Source organism: Modestobacter italicus (assembly GCF_000306785.1).
Classification (GTDB): Bacteria; Actinomycetota; Actinomycetes; order Mycobacteriales; family Geodermatophilaceae; genus Modestobacter; species Modestobacter italicus.
Window position 1 is genome coordinate 1880169 of sequence record NC_017955.1, and the last position, 16205, is coordinate 1896373.

General features: G+C 72.0%; 19 protein-coding genes. 17 read left to right on the forward strand and 2 right to left on the reverse strand.

Annotation, left to right across the window (positions count from 1 at the left end; translation table 11 throughout):
* Positions 1–161 precede the first annotated feature (161 nt).
* From MODMU_RS30000 to MODMU_RS09220, 12 genes are all read left to right on the forward strand, one after another.
* Positions 162–284: a hypothetical protein gene (locus tag MODMU_RS30000; protein ID WP_014739943.1), complete on the forward strand. Its 123-nt coding sequence runs from the start codon at positions 162–164 to the stop codon at positions 282–284.
* Positions 285–302: 18 nt separating this feature from the next.
* The gene (locus MODMU_RS09170) at positions 303–1676 is read left to right on the forward strand and encodes an MFS transporter (RefSeq protein WP_331437110.1); all 1374 of its coding nucleotides are present in this window, start codon (positions 303–305) and stop codon (positions 1674–1676) included.
* Positions 1677–1912: 236 nt separating this feature from the next.
* Positions 1913–2800: a hypothetical protein gene (locus tag MODMU_RS09175; RefSeq protein WP_014739945.1), complete on the forward strand. Its 888-nt coding sequence runs from the start codon at positions 1913–1915 to the stop codon at positions 2798–2800.
* Between the two features lie 181 nt (positions 2801–2981).
* A complete protein-coding gene (locus MODMU_RS09180) occupies positions 2982–3332 on the forward strand; it encodes a hypothetical protein (protein ID WP_014739946.1) in 351 nt (116 codons plus the stop codon).
* Positions 3333–3459: 127 nt separating this feature from the next.
* Entirely contained in the window at positions 3460–5637 is a 2178-nt protein-coding gene (locus MODMU_RS09185; RefSeq protein ID WP_014739947.1) for a glutamine synthetase III family protein, read from the forward strand.
* 107 nt (positions 5638–5744) lie between these two features.
* On the forward strand, positions 5745–5999 hold the full coding sequence (locus MODMU_RS09190) for a hypothetical protein (RefSeq protein WP_014739948.1): 255 nt from the start codon (positions 5745–5747) through the stop codon (positions 5997–5999).
* Between the two features lie 63 nt (positions 6000–6062).
* On the forward strand, positions 6063–7142 hold the full coding sequence (locus MODMU_RS27605; RefSeq protein ID WP_014739949.1) for a sigma-70 family RNA polymerase sigma factor: 1080 nt from the start codon (positions 6063–6065) through the stop codon (positions 7140–7142).
* Entirely contained in the window at positions 7139–8038 is a 900-nt protein-coding gene (locus MODMU_RS09200; RefSeq protein ID WP_014739950.1) for an STAS domain-containing protein, read from the forward strand. Before MODMU_RS27605 ends, MODMU_RS09200 begins: the two co-directional genes overlap by 4 nt.
* Complete coding sequence (locus MODMU_RS09205; RefSeq protein WP_014739951.1) at positions 8035–8424, forward strand: STAS domain-containing protein; 390 nt, start codon at positions 8035–8037, stop codon at positions 8422–8424. The genes MODMU_RS09200 and MODMU_RS09205 overlap by 4 nt, the downstream gene beginning before the upstream one ends.
* The gene (locus MODMU_RS09210; protein ID WP_014739952.1) at positions 8421–8708 is read left to right on the forward strand and encodes a phosphatase RsbU N-terminal domain-containing protein; all 288 of its coding nucleotides are present in this window, start codon (positions 8421–8423) and stop codon (positions 8706–8708) included. Before MODMU_RS09205 ends, MODMU_RS09210 begins: the two co-directional genes overlap by 4 nt.
* Positions 8709–9052: 344 nt before the next feature.
* Positions 9053–10300, forward strand: a complete 1248-nt coding sequence (locus tag MODMU_RS09215) for an EAL domain-containing protein (RefSeq protein ID WP_014739953.1) — start codon at positions 9053–9055, stop codon at positions 10298–10300.
* 73 nt (positions 10301–10373) lie between these two features.
* Positions 10374–10664, forward strand: coding sequence for a hypothetical protein (locus MODMU_RS09220; protein WP_014739954.1), 291 nt, complete (start codon positions 10374–10376; stop codon positions 10662–10664).
* Positions 10665–11036: 372 nt separating this feature from the next.
* Here MODMU_RS09220 and MODMU_RS09225 read toward each other — a convergent pair whose 3' ends face one another.
* Positions 11037–11432, reverse strand: coding sequence for an ArsR/SmtB family transcription factor (locus tag MODMU_RS09225; RefSeq protein WP_014739956.1), 396 nt, complete (start codon positions 11430–11432; stop codon positions 11037–11039).
* Positions 11433–11529: 97 nt separating this feature from the next.
* Here MODMU_RS09225 and arsB point away from each other — a divergent pair, with 97 nt between their 5' ends.
* From arsB to MODMU_RS09250, 5 genes are read left to right on the forward strand one after another with little or no spacing between them, the layout of a single operon-like run.
* A complete protein-coding gene (gene arsB / locus MODMU_RS09230; protein WP_014739957.1) occupies positions 11530–12660 on the forward strand; it encodes an ACR3 family arsenite efflux transporter in 1131 nt (376 codons plus the stop codon).
* Positions 12657–13307 (forward strand): arsenate-mycothiol transferase ArsC, encoded by a 651-nt coding sequence (locus tag MODMU_RS09235; RefSeq protein ID WP_014739958.1) that lies wholly within the window; start codon positions 12657–12659, stop codon positions 13305–13307. The genes arsB and MODMU_RS09235 overlap by 4 nt, the downstream gene beginning before the upstream one ends.
* Positions 13304–14746, forward strand: a complete 1443-nt coding sequence (locus MODMU_RS09240) for an FAD-dependent oxidoreductase (protein ID WP_014739959.1) — start codon at positions 13304–13306, stop codon at positions 14744–14746. The genes MODMU_RS09235 and MODMU_RS09240 overlap by 4 nt, the downstream gene beginning before the upstream one ends.
* The gene (locus tag MODMU_RS09245) at positions 14743–15165 is read left to right on the forward strand and encodes an arsenate reductase ArsC (RefSeq protein ID WP_014739960.1); all 423 of its coding nucleotides are present in this window, start codon (positions 14743–14745) and stop codon (positions 15163–15165) included. Before MODMU_RS09240 ends, MODMU_RS09245 begins: the two co-directional genes overlap by 4 nt.
* A complete protein-coding gene (locus tag MODMU_RS09250; protein ID WP_014739961.1) occupies positions 15162–15617 on the forward strand; it encodes an arsenate-mycothiol transferase ArsC in 456 nt (151 codons plus the stop codon). The genes MODMU_RS09245 and MODMU_RS09250 overlap by 4 nt, the downstream gene beginning before the upstream one ends.
* A gap of 157 nt (positions 15618–15774) precedes the next feature.
* Here the strand turns inward: MODMU_RS09250 and MODMU_RS09255 are convergent, their stop codons facing one another.
* Positions 15775–16134 (reverse strand): DUF2703 domain-containing protein, encoded by a 360-nt coding sequence (locus MODMU_RS09255; protein WP_231851822.1) that lies wholly within the window; start codon positions 16132–16134, stop codon positions 15775–15777.
* Positions 16135–16205 lie beyond the last annotated feature (71 nt).

Genomic DNA, 16205 nt, shown 5'->3' on the forward strand with positions numbered 1-16205 from the left:
GTGTCCTCCCTCACCGGCCCGACCCGCCAGCGCGGACGTGACCGTTCCTGATCCTCATCGGCAGTCCGGCGCCCGGGTTGAGCCGGGACGAACATGTGGTTGCATGCGTCAAGTGCTTTCAGCCGGGTAGTCGCTGGTCCCGCTCGTACAGGAGGACCCCCATGACGACTGCTCCCGCGGCACAGGCGCCCGGCAGCATCCGCAGCCTCATCCCGGCACGGATCGACCGGCTGCCCTGGTCTCCGTTCCACACCCGCATGGTCATCGCCCTCGGTGTGGCCTGAATCCTCGACGGTCTGGAGATCACCGTCGCCAGCGCGGTCGTCGACACGCTGACCGAGGACGACACCCTCGCGCTGTCCTCCACGGCGGCCGGGCTGATCGCCACGGTGTACCTGCTCGGCGAGATGGTCGGCGCGCTGTTCTTCGGCCGGCTGTCGGACAAGCTGGGCCGCAAGAAGCTGTTCGTGATCACCCTCGCCGTCTACCTGATCGGCAGCGGGCTCACCGCCTTCACGCTGGGCAACAGCGCCTTCTGGATCGGCTTCCTCTACCTGACCCGCTTCATCAGCGGCATGGGCATCGGCGGGGAGTACGCCGCGATCAACTCCGCGATCGACGAGCTGATCCCGGCCAAGTACCGCGGCCGGGTCGACATCGCCGTCAACGGCACGTACTGGGCCGGCGCGATCATCGGCACGCTCGGCACCTACATCTTCCTCAACCAGCTGGACCCGGGCTGGAGCTGGCGGATCGCGTTCCTGCTCGGCCCGGTGCTCGGCCTGGTCATCATCTTCGTCCGCCGCCACCTGCCGGAGAGCCCGCGCTGGCAGGTCATGCACGGCCACGAGGCAGAGGCCGAGGAGACGATCACCCTCATCGAGCACGAGGTCGAGCAGGGCGGCCGGCAGCTGCCCCGGGTCGACGACGACCGGGCGATCGGGCTCAAGCCGGCCGAGAACATCGGCTACTTCGCGCTGGCCCGCGTGCTGTTCCGGGAGTACCCGAGCCGGGCTGTCTACGGCGCGACGCTGATGATCACGCAGTCGTTCCTGTACAACGCGATCTTCTTCACCTACACGCTGGTGCTGGGCAACTTCTACGACGTCGACTCCAGCCAGGCGCCGCTGTTCCTCATCGCGTTCGCGGTCGGCAACCTGGCCGGGCCGCTGACCCTGGGGCACCTGTTCGACACGGTCGGCCGCAAGAAGATGATCGCCGGCACCTACATCCTGTCCGGCGTGCTGCTGGCGATCACAGCCTTCCTGTTCCAGGCCGACGTGCTCAACGCCCTGACCCAGACGATCGCCTGGTGCATCATCTTCTACTTCGCCTCCGCCGGTGCCAGCTCGGCCTACCTGACGGTCAGCGAGATCTTCCCGCAGGAGGTCCGGGCCAAGGCGATCGCGGTCTTCTTCGCCCTCGCGCAGTGCTTCGGCGCGCTGGGCCCGGTCATCTACGGCGCGCTGATCGGTGAGGGCGAGAGCCGCGGGCCGCTGTTCTACGGCTACCTGCTCGGCGCCGGCGTCATGGCCGTCGGCGGTCTGGTGGCGGCGTTCCTGGGCGTCAGCGCCGAGGGCAAGTCGTTGGAGGACGTCGCCACGCCGCTGGCCGCCCGCAACGCCGCGCCCCGGCGCCCCAGCACCCGGGCGGAGGGCGCGGCGCGCCCGCGCTGACGCCGCACCGGTCCCCGGACGGCCCCCGACCTCGCAGGTCGGGGGCCGTTTCCGTGTCCAGCGGTGGCCGGCGGGCACAGCCGTCCCACCTGTGCGTGTCGTCACAGAGCGGAACGGTTCCGCTGCTTTACTGCCCGCGGTCTCCAGCACCGGAGGACGCGCGGGCCTGAAGCGCCTGCAGCGTCCGCGCGGGCCGGGCCCCGCCCACCCGCCCGCCCCAGCTCCCGAGGACGCACATGCCCCCCTCCGCCGCGCCGTCCCGCTCCTCGTCGGACTGGGCCTGCGACCCCGCGATCGAGACCGCAGCCGGCTACCTGGCCGCCGTCCGGCACGCCCCGGACCGGGCGTCGACCTGGCGCGCCGCGGCGTCCCGCACGGGACCGGCCGCTCTGCTGGAGCTGCTGCGGTCGGTGCCGCGGGAGACCGCCACCTTCTCCGCCACGCCGGCGGGGGAGGAGCTGCGCGGGTGGTTCGGCGCCGGTCGCCGGCTGCCGGTCGACCGGGTCCCGGTGGGGCTCCTCCGGCTGCCGGCGTCCCGCGCCGAGTACCTGCGCGGACGCCCGCGGCAGGCGCTGCGCACCAACCTCAACCGCGCCACGGCCGACGGGGTGACCTGCACCACCGACCTGTCCCTGGCGGAGGTGGAGCGCAGCGCGGAGCACATCGGCCGGCGCCGCGGTGGGCCGCTGGCGCTGCTGACCGGCCCGCGGGCGCTGCCCGGCGTGGTGCCGCTGTTCGCCGTCAGCCACGACGCCGCCGGGGACCCGGTGGCCGTGTGCGAGGTCGTGGTCGACGGCAGCTGGGCCGGGCTGCGCACGCTGCAGACCGTGCCCGACGGCCAGACCCTCCGCTACCCGCTGCACACCCACGTGGTCACCGAGCTGATCGCGCAGGAGGTCAGCATGCTGACCGTGCGGGGGTCGATGCTGCTGACCACCGCCGGCACCCGCTACTTCCAGCGCCGGACGGGCTACGAGCCGGTCTGGCTGCGACCCGACCCGGTGCCCACCCCGGCCGCGCCGCTCCCGGTCGCCGCACCGGTCGCGACCCGGCCGTTCATCCCCGCGCAGCGGGCCCGCTCCGGGAGCACCCAGCCGGTGCGGGAGCTGAGCCGCCGCCCCTGACGGTGCCGGACGTGCTGTTGCGGTGACCGGGCGGGGGCGGGTCGGGCGGGCGACGGTTGGCCCCACCCGTCCCGCCAGGCCACCGGCAGCACACCCGACCCGCTGCCTGCGCCTGCTGCCGCCGCCGGCCCGCCACGCTGTGCCGCACGGACGACCCGGGCACGGCGCGGAGGAGGACCAGATGGCGATCGAGGCACACGAGGGAAGCAGCCGGCGCAGCCGCCAGGTGACGGAGCTGCGCGCGGCGATCTCACTGGTGGGCAGCGCCGCCGCCGACCTCGGCTGGGGCGCCCGACCCGACGTGCGGGTGCTGCCGGACGGCCGGCTGTGGCTCGACGAGCTCCAGGTGGCGGTCTCCGGCGCCCAGGTCTACCAGGCCGCCCGGCGGCTGCTGGCCGCACAGCTGCGCACCGTCGCGGAGCAGACGGGCGTGCCGGTCGGGGAGGTCGCCGGGCCCTGGCTGCTCAGCCTGCACACCAACGAGGCGATGCTCGCCCTCGACCTCGAGCTGCCGCAGGACGACGCCGCCTGAGGCGGTGCCCCCGGGCGCAGGACGCAGTGTTCACGGTCCGGAAACACGACCGGTGCGCGGCCTCCCTAGCTTCGGGCGGCGGGTGCCGTCCGGTCCCCGGCACGCACCGCCGTCCGAGGGAGCCGCCGTGAGCGGGAACGCCGTCCGTCTGCAGGCCATCAAGGACGTCGAGGCCTACGTCCCGCCGGCCGTCAGCTTCACCGCGGGGGAGACGCCCGGGGAGGTCTTCGGCGCGAACGTCTTCAGCAAGGCCGTGATGCAGAAGCGGTTGCCGAAGTCGGTCTACCGGTCCGTCATCGCGACCATCGACCACGCGGCACCGCTGGACCCGCTCGTCGCCGATGCGGTCGCCTCGGCGATGAAGGACTGGGCCATGGAGAAGGGCGCCACGCACTACGCCCACGTCTTCTACCCGCTGACCGGGCTGACCGCGGAGAAGCACGACAGCTTCCTGGAGCCGGCCGGCGACGGGTCGGCGCTGGCCGAGTTCGCCGGCAAGACCCTCACCCAGGGCGAGCCGGACGCGTCCAGCTTCCCGAGCGGGGGGTTGCGCAACACCTTCGAGGCGCGCGGCTACACCGGCTGGGACGTCACCAGCCCGGCGTACGTGCTGGAGAGCCCGAACGGAAACACCCTGTGCATCCCCACCGTCTTCGTCTCGATGAACGGTGACGCGCTGGACCACAAGACGCCGCTGCTGCGCTCCCAGCAGTCGATGGCCCGGCACGCCGAGCGGGTGCTGCGGCTGTTCGGGCACGCCACCCCCGACGCGGTCGTCTCCTACTGCGGCGCCGAGCAGGAGTACTTCCTGGTCGACCGGCACTTCTTCCTCGGCCGGCCGGACCTGCTCAACGCCGGCCGGACGCTGTTCGGCGCGAAGCCGCCCAAGGGCCAGGAGTTCGACGACCACTACTTCGGGGCCATCCCCGAGCGCGTGCTGGGCTACATGCTCGACACCGAGCGGGAGCTGTTCAAGCTCGGCATCCCCGCCAAGACCCGGCACAACGAGGTCGCGCCGGGTCAGTTCGAGATCGCCCCGATGTTCGAGCGCGCCAACGTGGCCGCCGACCACCAGCAGCTGCTGATGACGACGTTCAAGCGGATCGCCCAGAAGCACGGCATGGAGTGCCTTTTCCACGAGAAGCCGTTCGAGGGCATCAACGGGTCGGGCAAGCACGTCAACTTCTCCCTCGGCAACGCCACCGAGGGCAACCTGCTGCTCCCGGGCGACACCCCGCACGAGAACGCCCAGTTCCTGGTGTTCTGCGCGGCGGTCATCCGTGCGGTGCACAGGTACGGCGGGCTGCTGCGGGCCTCGGTCGCCTCGGCCAGCAACGACCACCGGCTCGGCGCCAACGAGGCGCCTCCGGCGATCATCTCGATCTTCCTGGGTGACCAGCTGGCCGACGTCTTCGACCAGGTCGCCAAGGGCGGGGCGACGTCGTCGAAGGAGAAGGGGACGCTGATGATCGGCGTCGACACCCTCCCCGTGCTGCCGACCGACCCCGGTGACCGCAACCGGACCAGCCCGTTCGCGTTCACCGGCAACCGGTTCGAGTTCCGCGCGCCCGGGTCCATGCAGTCGGTGGCCGGGCCGATGGTCACGCTCAACACGATCATGGCCGAGGCGCTGGACCACATCGCCACGGAGCTGGAGACGGCGGTGGCGGCGGGCACGGAGTTCAACGCCGCGGTGCAGAAGCTGCTCGAGGAGATCATCACCGACCACGGCGCCGTCGTGTTCAACGGGGACGGCTACTCCGAGGACTGGCAGGTCGAGGCCGCCGCCCGCGGGCTGCCTGACCTGCGTACCACCTTGGACGCGCTGCCCGAGCTGATCAGCGAGTCGGCGATGGAGCTGTTCAGCACCTACGAGGTGTTCAGCCACCGGGAGATGCACAGCCGCTACGAGATCGGCCTGGAGCACTACGCGCTGAGCGTCGGCGTGGAGGCCCGGCTGACCCTCGAGATCGGGACGACGTCGGTGCTGCCGGCGGCGGTGCGGCACCAGACCGAGGTGGCGCAGAACCTCGCTGCGCTCAAGGCGGCCGGGGTGGACCCGGACCTGTCGGTGCTGGCCGAGGTCAGCGTGCCGCTGGCGGAGCTGCGCACCGCGCTGTCCGCGCTGCGCACCGCCCTGGCCGGGGACGCCGGGACGTCGGCGCTGGAGGAGGCGAGGCACGCCCAGGACGCGCTGCTCCCGGCGATGGCCGCGGTCCGGGCAGCCGCGGACGCGCTCGAGGGCGTCGTCGCCGACGACCTGTGGCCGCTGCCCACCTACCAGGAGATGCTCTTCGTCCTGTGAGCGCGCCGCGGGACCGGGTCATGTGACCCGGTCCCGCGTCATGCGCAGGGTCCGGGTGCGTCGTCACCGGTGCAGGCGATCGGCCTGCCCGACGAGAGGTGGCGTTCGTGATCGACGACGTGTTCCACGACCGGGGCGGCTGCCCGGAGGACGGCGTGCTCGCCGGGCGCCGCGCGCACATGGACCACCTCCGCCGGGTCGCCGTGCTGATGGAGACCGCGGCCGTGCTGGACCGGCGGGCGAGCCGCACGGCCAATGCGGCGTACGCGGGGGTCCTCCGCGAGCGCGCGACCGCGCGCCGGCAGACGGCTGAGCTCCTGCGTGCTGGTCTGCTGGTGCCTGGCCGGCCCGCCGCTGGCTGACCCGGGACCGGAGCCGTGCAGACCAAGGGCGGGTGAGGCCCATGCCGGTTGTAGCGTGCCCCCATGCCGGCCCCCGAGCCCGCTGGCACCTCCTCGGAGCGCCACGGCTCCCTCGACGTCGCGGCGCTGATCCCGATCGTCCGGCGGGTCGTCGGCGCCCGGGTGCCGGACCGGTCGACCGCCGACGACCTGGTGCAGGAGACCCTGGCCCGGGTGCTCGCGGCCGTCCCGCGGATCGAGCCGGGCATGGTCGAGCCGTACGCGATCGTCACCGCCCGGAACGTGGTCGCCACCATGTGGCGCGACCAGGACCGGCAGCGGCGGAACCAGCACCGGGTCGTCGACCTGCACCCACCGCAGCTGCCGGACGAGGACGTGCTCGCGCAGGAGGACCGTACGGCGATGGCCGAGGCGCTCACCCGGTTGTCCGAGCGAGAGCGCGCCACCCTCCTGGCGCACGAGGTCTCCGGCCAGGACACCCACTCGCTCGCCGCCGAGCTGGGGTCCACCGCTGGTGCGGTGGCCGCGCAGCTCAACCGCACCCGGGCCCGTTTGCGTGTCGAGTACCTGCTCGCCGCGGACCGGGTCGAGCCGCCGACCGAACGGTGCCGCCCGGTGCTGCTCGCCCTCTCCAGCGGTGATCGTCGGCGGCAGCGCGAGGTGGACGCGGCCCGCCACCTCCTGGAGTGCGAGCTGTGCGCCCGGCTCAGCGAGCCGCTGATGGGTCGGGGGCGGAGCCGGGACGACGAGATCCGGGTCGCCGTCCGGGTGGATGCCGACGTGGTGGCGGCGCGGCAGGCAGCGCGCGAGCTGGCCGCCCGGCTCGGGTTCCCGGCCACCGACCTCACCGAGATCGCGACGGCGGTCTCCGAGATCGTGCGCAACATCGTGCGCTTCGCCGACGCCGGCGAGGTGCTGGTGGAACTGCTGGACTCCCCGCGCCGGGGGATAAGGATCACCGCGCGGGATTCCGGCCCCGGCATCCCCGACGTGCAGCAGGCGCTGCGCGACGGCTACAGCACCTACCGCGGGCTGGGTCTCGGGCTGCCCGGTGCCCGCCGGCTGATGGACGAGTTCGCCGTGGCCTCCGAGGCGGGGCGCGGCACGACGGTGACGATGACCAAGTGGCGGGAGGACGTATGAGCACCGAGGACGACCGGATCGCCGGCGGGCAGGTCGGGGGTGCGTCACCGGACGAGGAGAGCCTCCTGCCCCAGCTCGTCGCGCACCTGCGCGAGCACCGGAACCGGCTGCGCCAGGAGTGGGTCGCCCGGATCCACCAGGCGCACCTGCTCCAGGCCATGACCAACCAGGAGGTGGCCGCGGAGACGACCTCGGTCTACGACAACTACGTCGAGGTGCTGGAGACCGGCAGCGTCGAGGCGCTCCAGCACTACGCGCGCGACCTGTCCGAGCGGATCATCCCCCGGGGGGTCGAGACCGACGAGGTCGTCGGCATCGTGCTGCTGCTGCGCGACGTGCTCGCCCGGTCGCTGTTCGAGAAGTACCAACGGGACCTGCCGCTGCTCAACCGGGTGCTCGACGCCTACGAGCCGGCCGCCAACCGGATCGCCAACACCGTCGCGGGCAGCTTCGTCGACGAGCGGGAACGGGTCATCCGGCAGCAGCAGGACTCCATCCGGGAGCTGTCGACGCCGGTGCTCCGGGTGCGCGAGCGGCTGCTGATCCTGCCGATCATCGGGGTGCTCGACCGGGAGCGGGCCCGGCAGCTGACCGAGCAGCTGCTCACCGGGATCCGGGCGCACCGGGCGAAGGTGGTGGTCATCGACATCACCGGGGTGCCCGACGTCGACGAGGCCGTGGCCAACCACCTGGTGCAGACGGTCGACGCGTCCCGGCTCATGGGGGCCAGCGTGATCATCACCGGGCTCTCGCCGGAGATCGCCCAGACGCTGGTCATGATCGGCGTGGACCTGAGCAGGATGGACACCATCGGCGACCTGCAGGGAGGTCTCGAGGAGGCGGAGCGGCTGCTGGGCTACATCGTCACCCGGGACAGCGAGGCGGCCGGGCCATGACCGCAGGGCCCCGGCTCTTCTCCATCCTCCGGCAGGGTGCCTTCCTCATCGCCTCGATCCACACGGCTCTCGACGACTCCCAGCTGCTCCGGTTCCAGGAGGACCTGATCACCATGATCGGGCGGGACCGGGCCCGCGGGGTGGTCATCGACGTCGCAGCCCTCGACGTGCTCGACTCCTTCGCCACCAGCACGCTGCGCGACATCGGTGACATGGCGCGGTTGCGGGGGGCGGCGACGGTCGTCGTCGGCATCCAGCCGGACGTCGCCATCGCCATGGTCCGGCTGGGGCTGCGCACCGGGGTGCTGGAGACCGCCCTCGACCTGGAGGAGGGCCTGGCCCTGCTCGGCGACCGGGTGGCCGGGTCCCCGGCCGGGCGACGGTGACCGACGAGGGGGTCCGGCGCAACTACCGGGCCGCGTTCCTGCGCTACCTGGCCCGGCACGAGGAGGGGGCCCTGCACGCCGCGTACGAGATCGGGCGGGCCGGGCTGGAGGCCGGGCTGGGCCTGCTGCAGCTGGTGCAGGTGCACCACGACGTTCTGATCGAGGTCCTGCAGGACACCCCGGCCGACGAGGTGCCCGCGGTGGCCGCTGCGGCCTCGGACTTCCTGCTCGAGGTGCTGTCCAGCTACGACATGGTGCAGCGGGGATTCCGCACCGACGGCTGAGGCAGCCGACGGGCTCGGGGCCACGTGCCCCCGAGCTGGTCAGGGGGCACGTGGCAGCCGAGGGGCGACCGGGGTCAGGGGCCGCCCTCCGCCACCGCGGGCCGGGGATTCCGGGGGCCGTGACGGCTGGTCTCTCGTCGTGCACCCCTGAAGACGCCGCCGGGTGCCCGGGATGACGCGGCCGGCCCGCGGTCCGACCAGGGGATCCGCCGCGGCCGGCGGCGCCCGGCCCGCGTCATGCACCGGTACGCCGTGCGTCCTCCGTGCGGCACCCCTTCGGGTGAGGTGCTCCAGCTGCTGCCCCGACCGGTCGATGGGACAGGACCGAGGACGACGGAGGGCACGTGAAGAGACGACGTTCGGACGCCGACCAGCAGGTCGCCGAGCTGCTGCGGACGGCGAAGGAGTCGCTGCAGCTGTCGGTGGCGTTCCTGAGCCGGCTGGACGGCACGACGCAGCACCTGGAGGTCGTCGAGTCCTCCGTGCCGTTCCTGTTCCAGGAGGGCAACCAGCAGCGCCAGGAGACCTCCTTCTGCCAGGCCATCCTGGACGGCGACCTGCCCGCGGTGATCCCCGACGTCCGGCAGCACCCGAAGGCGATGGCGCTGCCCGCCGCCCGGCTGCCGAGGATCCGCAGCTACGTGTCGGTCCCCGTCGTGCTCAGCGACGGCGAGCTCTACGGCACCTTCTGCGCCGCCGGGCTCACCACGGACAAGGGGCTCACCAAGCGGGACAAGTCGCTGATGACCGTGCTGGCGTCCGCCGCCGCGGTGATCATCGAACCCGGCGTGCGCGAGCAGGAGCGCCGTCGGGAGCTGCTGGGCCGCCTCGAACCGGTCCTCGCCGGGGGCGGCCCGCTCGTCGTCCTGCAGCCCATCGTCGACCTGGCGACCGGGGTCCGCGTCGGGTCCGAGGCGCTGAGCCGGTTCCCGGCGGCGTGGGGCAAGGCGCCGGACGTCTGCTTCGCCGAGGCGCACAGCGTGGGCCTCGGGCACGAGCTCGAGCTGGTCGCGCTGGACCGGGCGGCCGAGCACCTGACCGCGGTCGAGGGCTACGTGGCCATGAACATCTCACCGGCCACGCTGCTGCTGCCCGAGTTCGCCGCGCTGATGGAGCGGCTGCCGCTGGAGCGGGTGCTGCTCGAGCTGTCCGAGCACGACCAGGTGGAGGACTACGACGCCCTGGCCGCGGCGCTGGCCCCGTTCCGCGCCCGCGGGATGCGGCTGGCCATCGACGACGTCGGCGCCGGGTTCTCCTCGCTGCGGCACATCGTGGTGACCGCGCCGGACGTGCTGAAGATGGACCGCAGCATCGTCTCCGGGGTCGACACCGACCCGGTGCTGACCAGGCTGGTCGGCTCCCTCGTCGAGTTCGGCCACGGCGGCGGGGCGACCGTGGTCGCGGAGGGCGTCGAGACCGCGGCCGAGGCGGTGGTCCTCCGGGACCTGGGCGTCGACCTCGGGCAGGGCTGGTTCTTCGGCCGGCCGGCTCCGGTCGACCCGCCGGTCGCCGCGGCGCCGGCCATCCCGGTGGCCCGGACGCCGGCGGACGAGGTGCCGGGGTTCATGGCCAGGCGCGAGCTCGCTGTGTGATCCGCGTCATGCCGCGGGGGTGGGGGCGTGTCATACGTACAGCCCCCCGCGGGCCTGACGAAGGAGACACGAGATGCAGATCCGTCGAACCGCCGCCACCCTGGCCAGCGTCGCCGCCCTCGGCATCGGAGGCGTCGCCCTGTCCGCCCCGGCGAGTGCCCAGCCACCCATCTTCGCCGGCGGGCTGGTCAACGTGAACATCACGGACGTCCTGACCAACAACGAGGTCGCCGTCCAGGTCCCGATCGGTGTCGCCGCCAACGTCTGCGGCGTCTCCGCGGCCGTCATCGCCGAAAACCTGCCGGCCCCCGTCGACTGCACCGCCGAAACGACCCAGGACCTGCCGGTGCGATTCCGGCCGTGAGTAAGGCCGGGCCCACACCGGCCCGGACATGAGACCGCCCCCGCCAGGAACTCCTGGCGGGGGCGGTGTCACGTGTAGCTCAGGGCTGGGTGAGGCCCTGGCGATCAGATGTCGTAGTACATCGCGAACTCGCCCCTGGCCTCCTGTCATGGTTGGCCAACCGCGGCTCCGGCGGTTGACCTGCGGTTCCACGCTTGAGCAACAGTGGTTGTGGACGGCGCCAGTTGAGCGTCTCGGGGACTGGATGGGGACTGACGGCCTGTGCGGCCCGCGCCAGGATGCTGGTCGTCTCAGCGGCCGAGGATGCCGGACCGGGGTGTACGCGACGGCCCTGCCTACGTCCGAACTTCACCGTCCTGCCGACGTTGCGCCTCAGCATGAGGACGACAACGTCGCGCTGCTCCCCGTCGCACCGCCGGCGGTGCTGAGCACGGCCGCCAATGAGTCGAGCGCCCCGGGTACGAGAGCGAAGTACGCCCAGACGCCCCGCTTGTCACGACTCAACAGCCCCGCGTCGACGAGCACCTTGAGGTGGTGGGACACCGTCGGCTGGGAGAGGCCGAGTGGTTCGGTGAGATCGCAGACGCACGCTTCGCCGTTCTCGTGGGCTGCGACCAGCGAGAGGAGCCTGAGCCGAGCTGGGTCCGCGATCGCCTTCAGCGTGCGAGCGAGGTCGGTCGCCTCGTCCGCGGTGAGGGCCTGGCGGACGAGCGGGGCGCAGCAGGCGCCGTCCACCGACGACGGATAGGCCAACGACTCGGTGCTCACCGGGTCATCATGCGGCGTTCATTGACTTGTGTCGATACCTCAGACAGGGTGACATCGACCGACGTCGATTGCTTGACCCGAAGGGCGCCACCTGCTGATGAGCGACACCGTCGCCGAGAGCCCCCGATCGAACACGGACCTGGACACCCCGGTCCTTGCTCGGCTGTCCACGCTGGACCGGTTCCTGCCGGTCTGGATCGTCGCCGCCATGGCCGCCGGACTGCTGCTGGGCCGGCTCGTCCCCGGCCTGGACGACGCGCTGGACGCAGTCAAGATCGGCGACGTCAGCTTGCCGATCGCCGTCGGGCTGCTGCTGATGATGTACCCGGTGCTCGCGAAGGTCCGGTACTCCGAGCTGGACCGGGTGACCGGTGACCGGAAGCTGCTGATCGCCTCGCTGGTACTGAACTGGCTGGTCGGCCCGGCGCTGATGTTCGCCCTCGCCTGGCTGCTGCTGCCTGACCAGGCGGAGTACCGCACCGGCCTGATCATCGTCGGGCTCGCGCGCTGCATCGCCATGGTGCTCATCTGGAACGACCTGTCCTGCGGCGATCGGGAGGCGGCCGCTGTCCTGGTGGCGATCAACTCGGTCTTCCAGATCCTCGCCTTCGCCGCGCTCGGCTGGTTCTACCTGCAGGTGCTGCCCGGCTGGCTCGGGTTGTCGACGACCTCGGCGGAGTTCAGCGTCTGGGCCATCGTGCTGTCGGTGCTGGTGTTCCTGGGCATCCCGCTGCTCGCCGGCTTCCTCACCCGCACGATCGGGGAGCGCACCAAGGGCCGCGACTGGTACGAGGGCAGCTTCCTGCCGAAGATCGGCCCCGTCGCGCTGTACGGCCTGCTCTTCACCATCGTCATGCTCTTCGCGCTGCAGGGCGACGCGATCACCTCGCAGCCCTGGGACGTCGTCCGCATCGCGCTGCCGCTGCTGGCCTACTTCGCCCTGATGTTCGGCGGGTCGTTCCTGCTGGGCATGCGGCTGCGGCTGGGCTACGCCAAGACCGCGACCCTGGCGTTCACCGCCGCAGGCAACAACTTCGAGCTGGCCATCGCCGTCGCGATCGGCACCTTCGGGGTCACCTCGGGCCAGGCGCTGGCCGGCGTGGTGGGCCCGCTGATCGAGGTCCCGGTCCTCGTCGCGCTCGTCTACGTCTCGCTCTGGGCCGCCCGGCGCTGGTTCCCCGGTGACCCGACCGTTCCGGCCCGCATCGACAAGGGAGCATCACGATGACCCAGACCGAGCGCACCGCTGGCTTCCCGGGGCTGCTGGACCCCGATCTGGTGCTCCGGCGCCACGTCGAGGACCTGTCGGCCCGATTCACCGGGATGGTGAGCCCGGAGACCGTCGAGCGGATGGTCTTCGAGTCCTACACGGCACTCGGTCGTACCGCCAAGGTCAAGGCCCACCTGCCCGTGCTGACCTGCCGGTTCGCCACCGAGCGGCTCACCGCCCTGGCGCAGGCCAAGGGAGCGCTGGTCAAGGAAGCCCCCGAGGTGCTGTTCATCTGCGTGCAGAACGCCGGGCGCTCTCAGATGGCCGCGGCCATGGTCGAGCACTTCTCTGAGGGGCGCGTCCACGTGCGCTCCGCCGGGTCCATGCCCGCCGACGAGGTCGACCCGGTCGTCCTCGAGGTGCTGGCCGCCCGCGGCATGAAGGTGACGGACGCCTTCCCCAAGCCATTGACCGACGACGTCGTCCAGGCTGCCGACGTGGTCATAACGATGGGCTGCGGCGACGCCTGCCCGGTCTACCCCGGTAAGCGGTACCTGGACTGGAGCGTCACCGACCCCGCCGGCCAGGACCCCGCTGCCGTCGACGCGATCGCCTCGGACATCGAGACCCGTGTGCGGGGGCTCCTCTCCGAGCTCGGCGCATGAGTCGGAGCCTGGTCATCATCGGCGGCAGCGACGCCGGCATCTCCGCCGGTCTGCGCGCCCGCGAGCTCGACCCGACCGCTGAGGTCACCGTCGTGGTGGCTGACGCCTACCCCAACTACTCGATCTGCGGCATCCCGTACTACGTCTCCGGCGAAGTGGCGCCCTGGCAGTCGCTCGCCCATCGCACCTACGCCGACCTCGAGGCGGCCGGGCTGACCCTGCGGGTCAACACCCGGGCCACGGCGATCGACGTCGCAGGCCAGCGGGTGGCGGTGACCGATCCTGATGGCACCGAGGAGCTGTTGGCCTACGACGAGCTGGTCGTGGGCACCGGAGCGCACCCAGCGGTCCCGGCCATCGCCGGCGTCGGTGGTCCCGACGGTCTCGGCCCGGCCGAGGGCGTGCACCTGCTGCACACCATCGACGACACCCACGCCCTGATGGCCAGCCTGACTGGCCGCTCCGTCGGTTCGGCGCTGATCGTGGGTGCCGGCTACATCGGGGTGGAGATGTCCGAGGCGCTGGTGGCCCGCGGTGTCGCCACCACCATCGCCCAGCGCCCGGCAGAGGTCCTGGCCACTGTGGATGCCGAGCTCGGCTCCCTGGTCCGGGCTGAGATGGAGGCACACGGCGTCGAGGTGCTCACCGGCACGTCCGTCACCGCCCTGGCCCGCACCGCAGACGGCCAGATCGCGGCAACCGGTGGCGGACTGAGCCGGTCCTTCGACGTGGTCGTCATCGTCGCCGGGGTCCGCCCCGACGTGGCGCTGCTGGTCGGGGCAGGGGCGACCACCGGCGCCGGCGGGGCGGTCGTCGTCGACGAGACGATGGCGACCGGACTGCCCCACGTGTGGGCCGCGGGGGACTGCGTCATCACCCACCACCGGCTGATGGGCCTCACCTACCTGCCGCTGGGCACCACCGCGCACAAGCAGGGGCGGGTCGCCGGCGCCAACGCCGTCGGCGGGCACGCCCGCTTCGCCGGCAGTGTGGGCACCCAGGTGGTCAAGGTCTTCGACCTCGTCGCGGCCCGCACCGGCCTGCTCGAGCACGAGGCGGTCGCCGCCGGGTTCCGGCCGGTCACCACCCAGACCAGCCCCAACGACCACAAGGCGTACTACCCCGGCGCCCAGCCGATCACGATCCGGGTCACCGCCGACGCCGACACCGGCCGCCTGCTCGGAGCGCAACTGGTCGGCCGGCTGGGCAGCGAGATCGCCAAGCGGGCCGACGTCTTCGCCACGGCGCTGTTCCATGCCATGACCGTCGAGGGCATCGCCGACCTCGACCTGGCCTACACCCCACCGCTGGGTTCACCCTGGGACGCGGTCCAGATGGCCGCCCAGGCCTGGAGCCGCGAACACCGACCGCCCAGCATCGACGCCCTACCGTCGGTTCCCAGCCGAACCGACCCCCTGATCAAGGAGAAGACCCCGTGAGTGACCGCCCCAGCGTGCTGTTCGTCTGCGTGCACAACGCCGGCCGCTCCCAGATGGCCGCCGGCTGGCTCCGGCACCTGGCCGGCGACGCCGTCGAGGTCCGCTCCGCCGGCTCGATCCCCGGCGACCAGGTCAACCCGGCCGCGGTCGCGGCGATGGCCGAGGTCGGCATCGACATCTCCGACCAGCGGCCGAAGGTGCTCACCACCGACGCGGTCGAGGCCTCCGACGTCGTCATCACCATGGGCTGCGGCGACGCCTGCCCGATCTTCCCCGGCAAGCGGTACCTGGACTGGGCGCTCGAGGACCCGGCCGGCAAGGGCGTGGACTCCGTCCGCCCCATCCGCGACGAGATCGAGGGCCGCATCCGCGGGCTGCTCGCCGAGCTGCAGGCGCCCGGCGTCAGCACCACCTCGTGACGGGCACGCCCAGCGTCCTGTTCGTCTGCGTGCACAACGCCGGCAAGTCCCAGATGGCCGCCGGGCTGATGCGTGATCTGGTCGGGAACGCCGTCGACGTCCACTCCGCCGGCACCGCACCCAGCGACGCGGTCAACGAGCAGTCCGCCCAGTCCCTCGCCGAGCTCGGCATCAACATCTCCGGCGAGCGGCCCAAGCAGATCACCGAGCAGCTGGTGCGTGCGGTGGACGTCGTCGTGGTCCTCGGCTTGGAGGCCGAGGTGGACCCGGTCGAGGGCACCCGCTTCCAGACCTGGGACACCGACGAACCGTCAGCGCGTGGCATCCAGGGCATGGACCGGATGCGGCTGGTCCGCGACGACATCGCCACACGGGTGAAGGTGCTGGCCGACGAGCTCGTCGGCGACTCAGGCACGCCGGATAAAGAGACTGGGACGCCCAGCCGCCGCTAGTGCCGGCCGATCCGAGTCGCCGCCCACAACCCGCATCGGCGGCAGATGTACACACCCGGAGTGCCGCCGAGTTCGTGAAGAGCGGTCTCCGGGAGCTCCCGCCCGCAGCAACCACATGTGTGAGACGTGGACGCGGATCGGCGGCCGCTGATGAGTCTCATCGCAGGACCTCCGTCAACTGCTCGGTGCTCGGTGCCCCGGCTGATCCGTCAGGGGTCCAGTAGACCCGGCAGGACAGGCCGATCGGGCGATCACGGTCCAGGAACGGATCTCGACCGTCGACCAACACCGTCGGGGAGCCCCGAAACTGCTCGGCCTCGGCTTGCTCCAGTGTCTCGATCTCCTGGTATCGCACGGTGACGGCACTTCGCCCAGCCAGGGCCAGCGCATCGCGGAGGCGAGCGTCGACGGTCCGCCAGTTCGGGCACTCATCGAAGTACACAAGGGCGACGTCCATGGTCGTGTCTCTCCCGACGCCGGTGGCGCTGTCTGTTCTCTGAAAGCGGTGGCTGGCCATGTTGTCGGATCGCGGCCTTCTGGCCAAGCAGCTGGAACCGAGCCAGGCATGCCTGTGGTTGCGCTCCCGCG

Coding starts and splice junctions, on each gene's coding strand:
- MODMU_RS30000 (WP_014739943.1), top strand. CDS start 162: ATGACGACTGCTCCCGCGGCACAGGCGCCCGGCAGCATCCGCAGCCTC.
- MODMU_RS09175 (WP_014739945.1), top strand. CDS start 1,913: ATGCCCCCCTCCGCCGCGCCGTCCCGCTCCTCGTCGGACTGGGCCTGC.
- MODMU_RS09180 (WP_014739946.1), top strand. CDS start 2,982: ATGGCGATCGAGGCACACGAGGGAAGCAGCCGGCGCAGCCGCCAGGTG.
- MODMU_RS27605 (WP_014739949.1), top strand. CDS start 6,063: ATGCCGGCCCCCGAGCCCGCTGGCACCTCCTCGGAGCGCCACGGCTCC.
- MODMU_RS09200 (WP_014739950.1), top strand. CDS start 7,139: ATGAGCACCGAGGACGACCGGATCGCCGGCGGGCAGGTCGGGGGTGCG.
- MODMU_RS09205 (WP_014739951.1), top strand. CDS start 8,035: ATGACCGCAGGGCCCCGGCTCTTCTCCATCCTCCGGCAGGGTGCCTTC.
- MODMU_RS09220 (WP_014739954.1), top strand. CDS start 10,374: ATGCAGATCCGTCGAACCGCCGCCACCCTGGCCAGCGTCGCCGCCCTC.
- arsB (WP_014739957.1), top strand. CDS start 11,530: ATGAGCGACACCGTCGCCGAGAGCCCCCGATCGAACACGGACCTGGAC.
- MODMU_RS09235 (WP_014739958.1), top strand. CDS start 12,657: ATGACCCAGACCGAGCGCACCGCTGGCTTCCCGGGGCTGCTGGACCCC.
- MODMU_RS09240 (WP_014739959.1), top strand. CDS start 13,304: ATGAGTCGGAGCCTGGTCATCATCGGCGGCAGCGACGCCGGCATCTCC.
- MODMU_RS09255 (WP_231851822.1), bottom strand. CDS start 16,134: ATGGCCAGCCACCGCTTTCAGAGAACAGACAGCGCCACCGGCGTCGGG.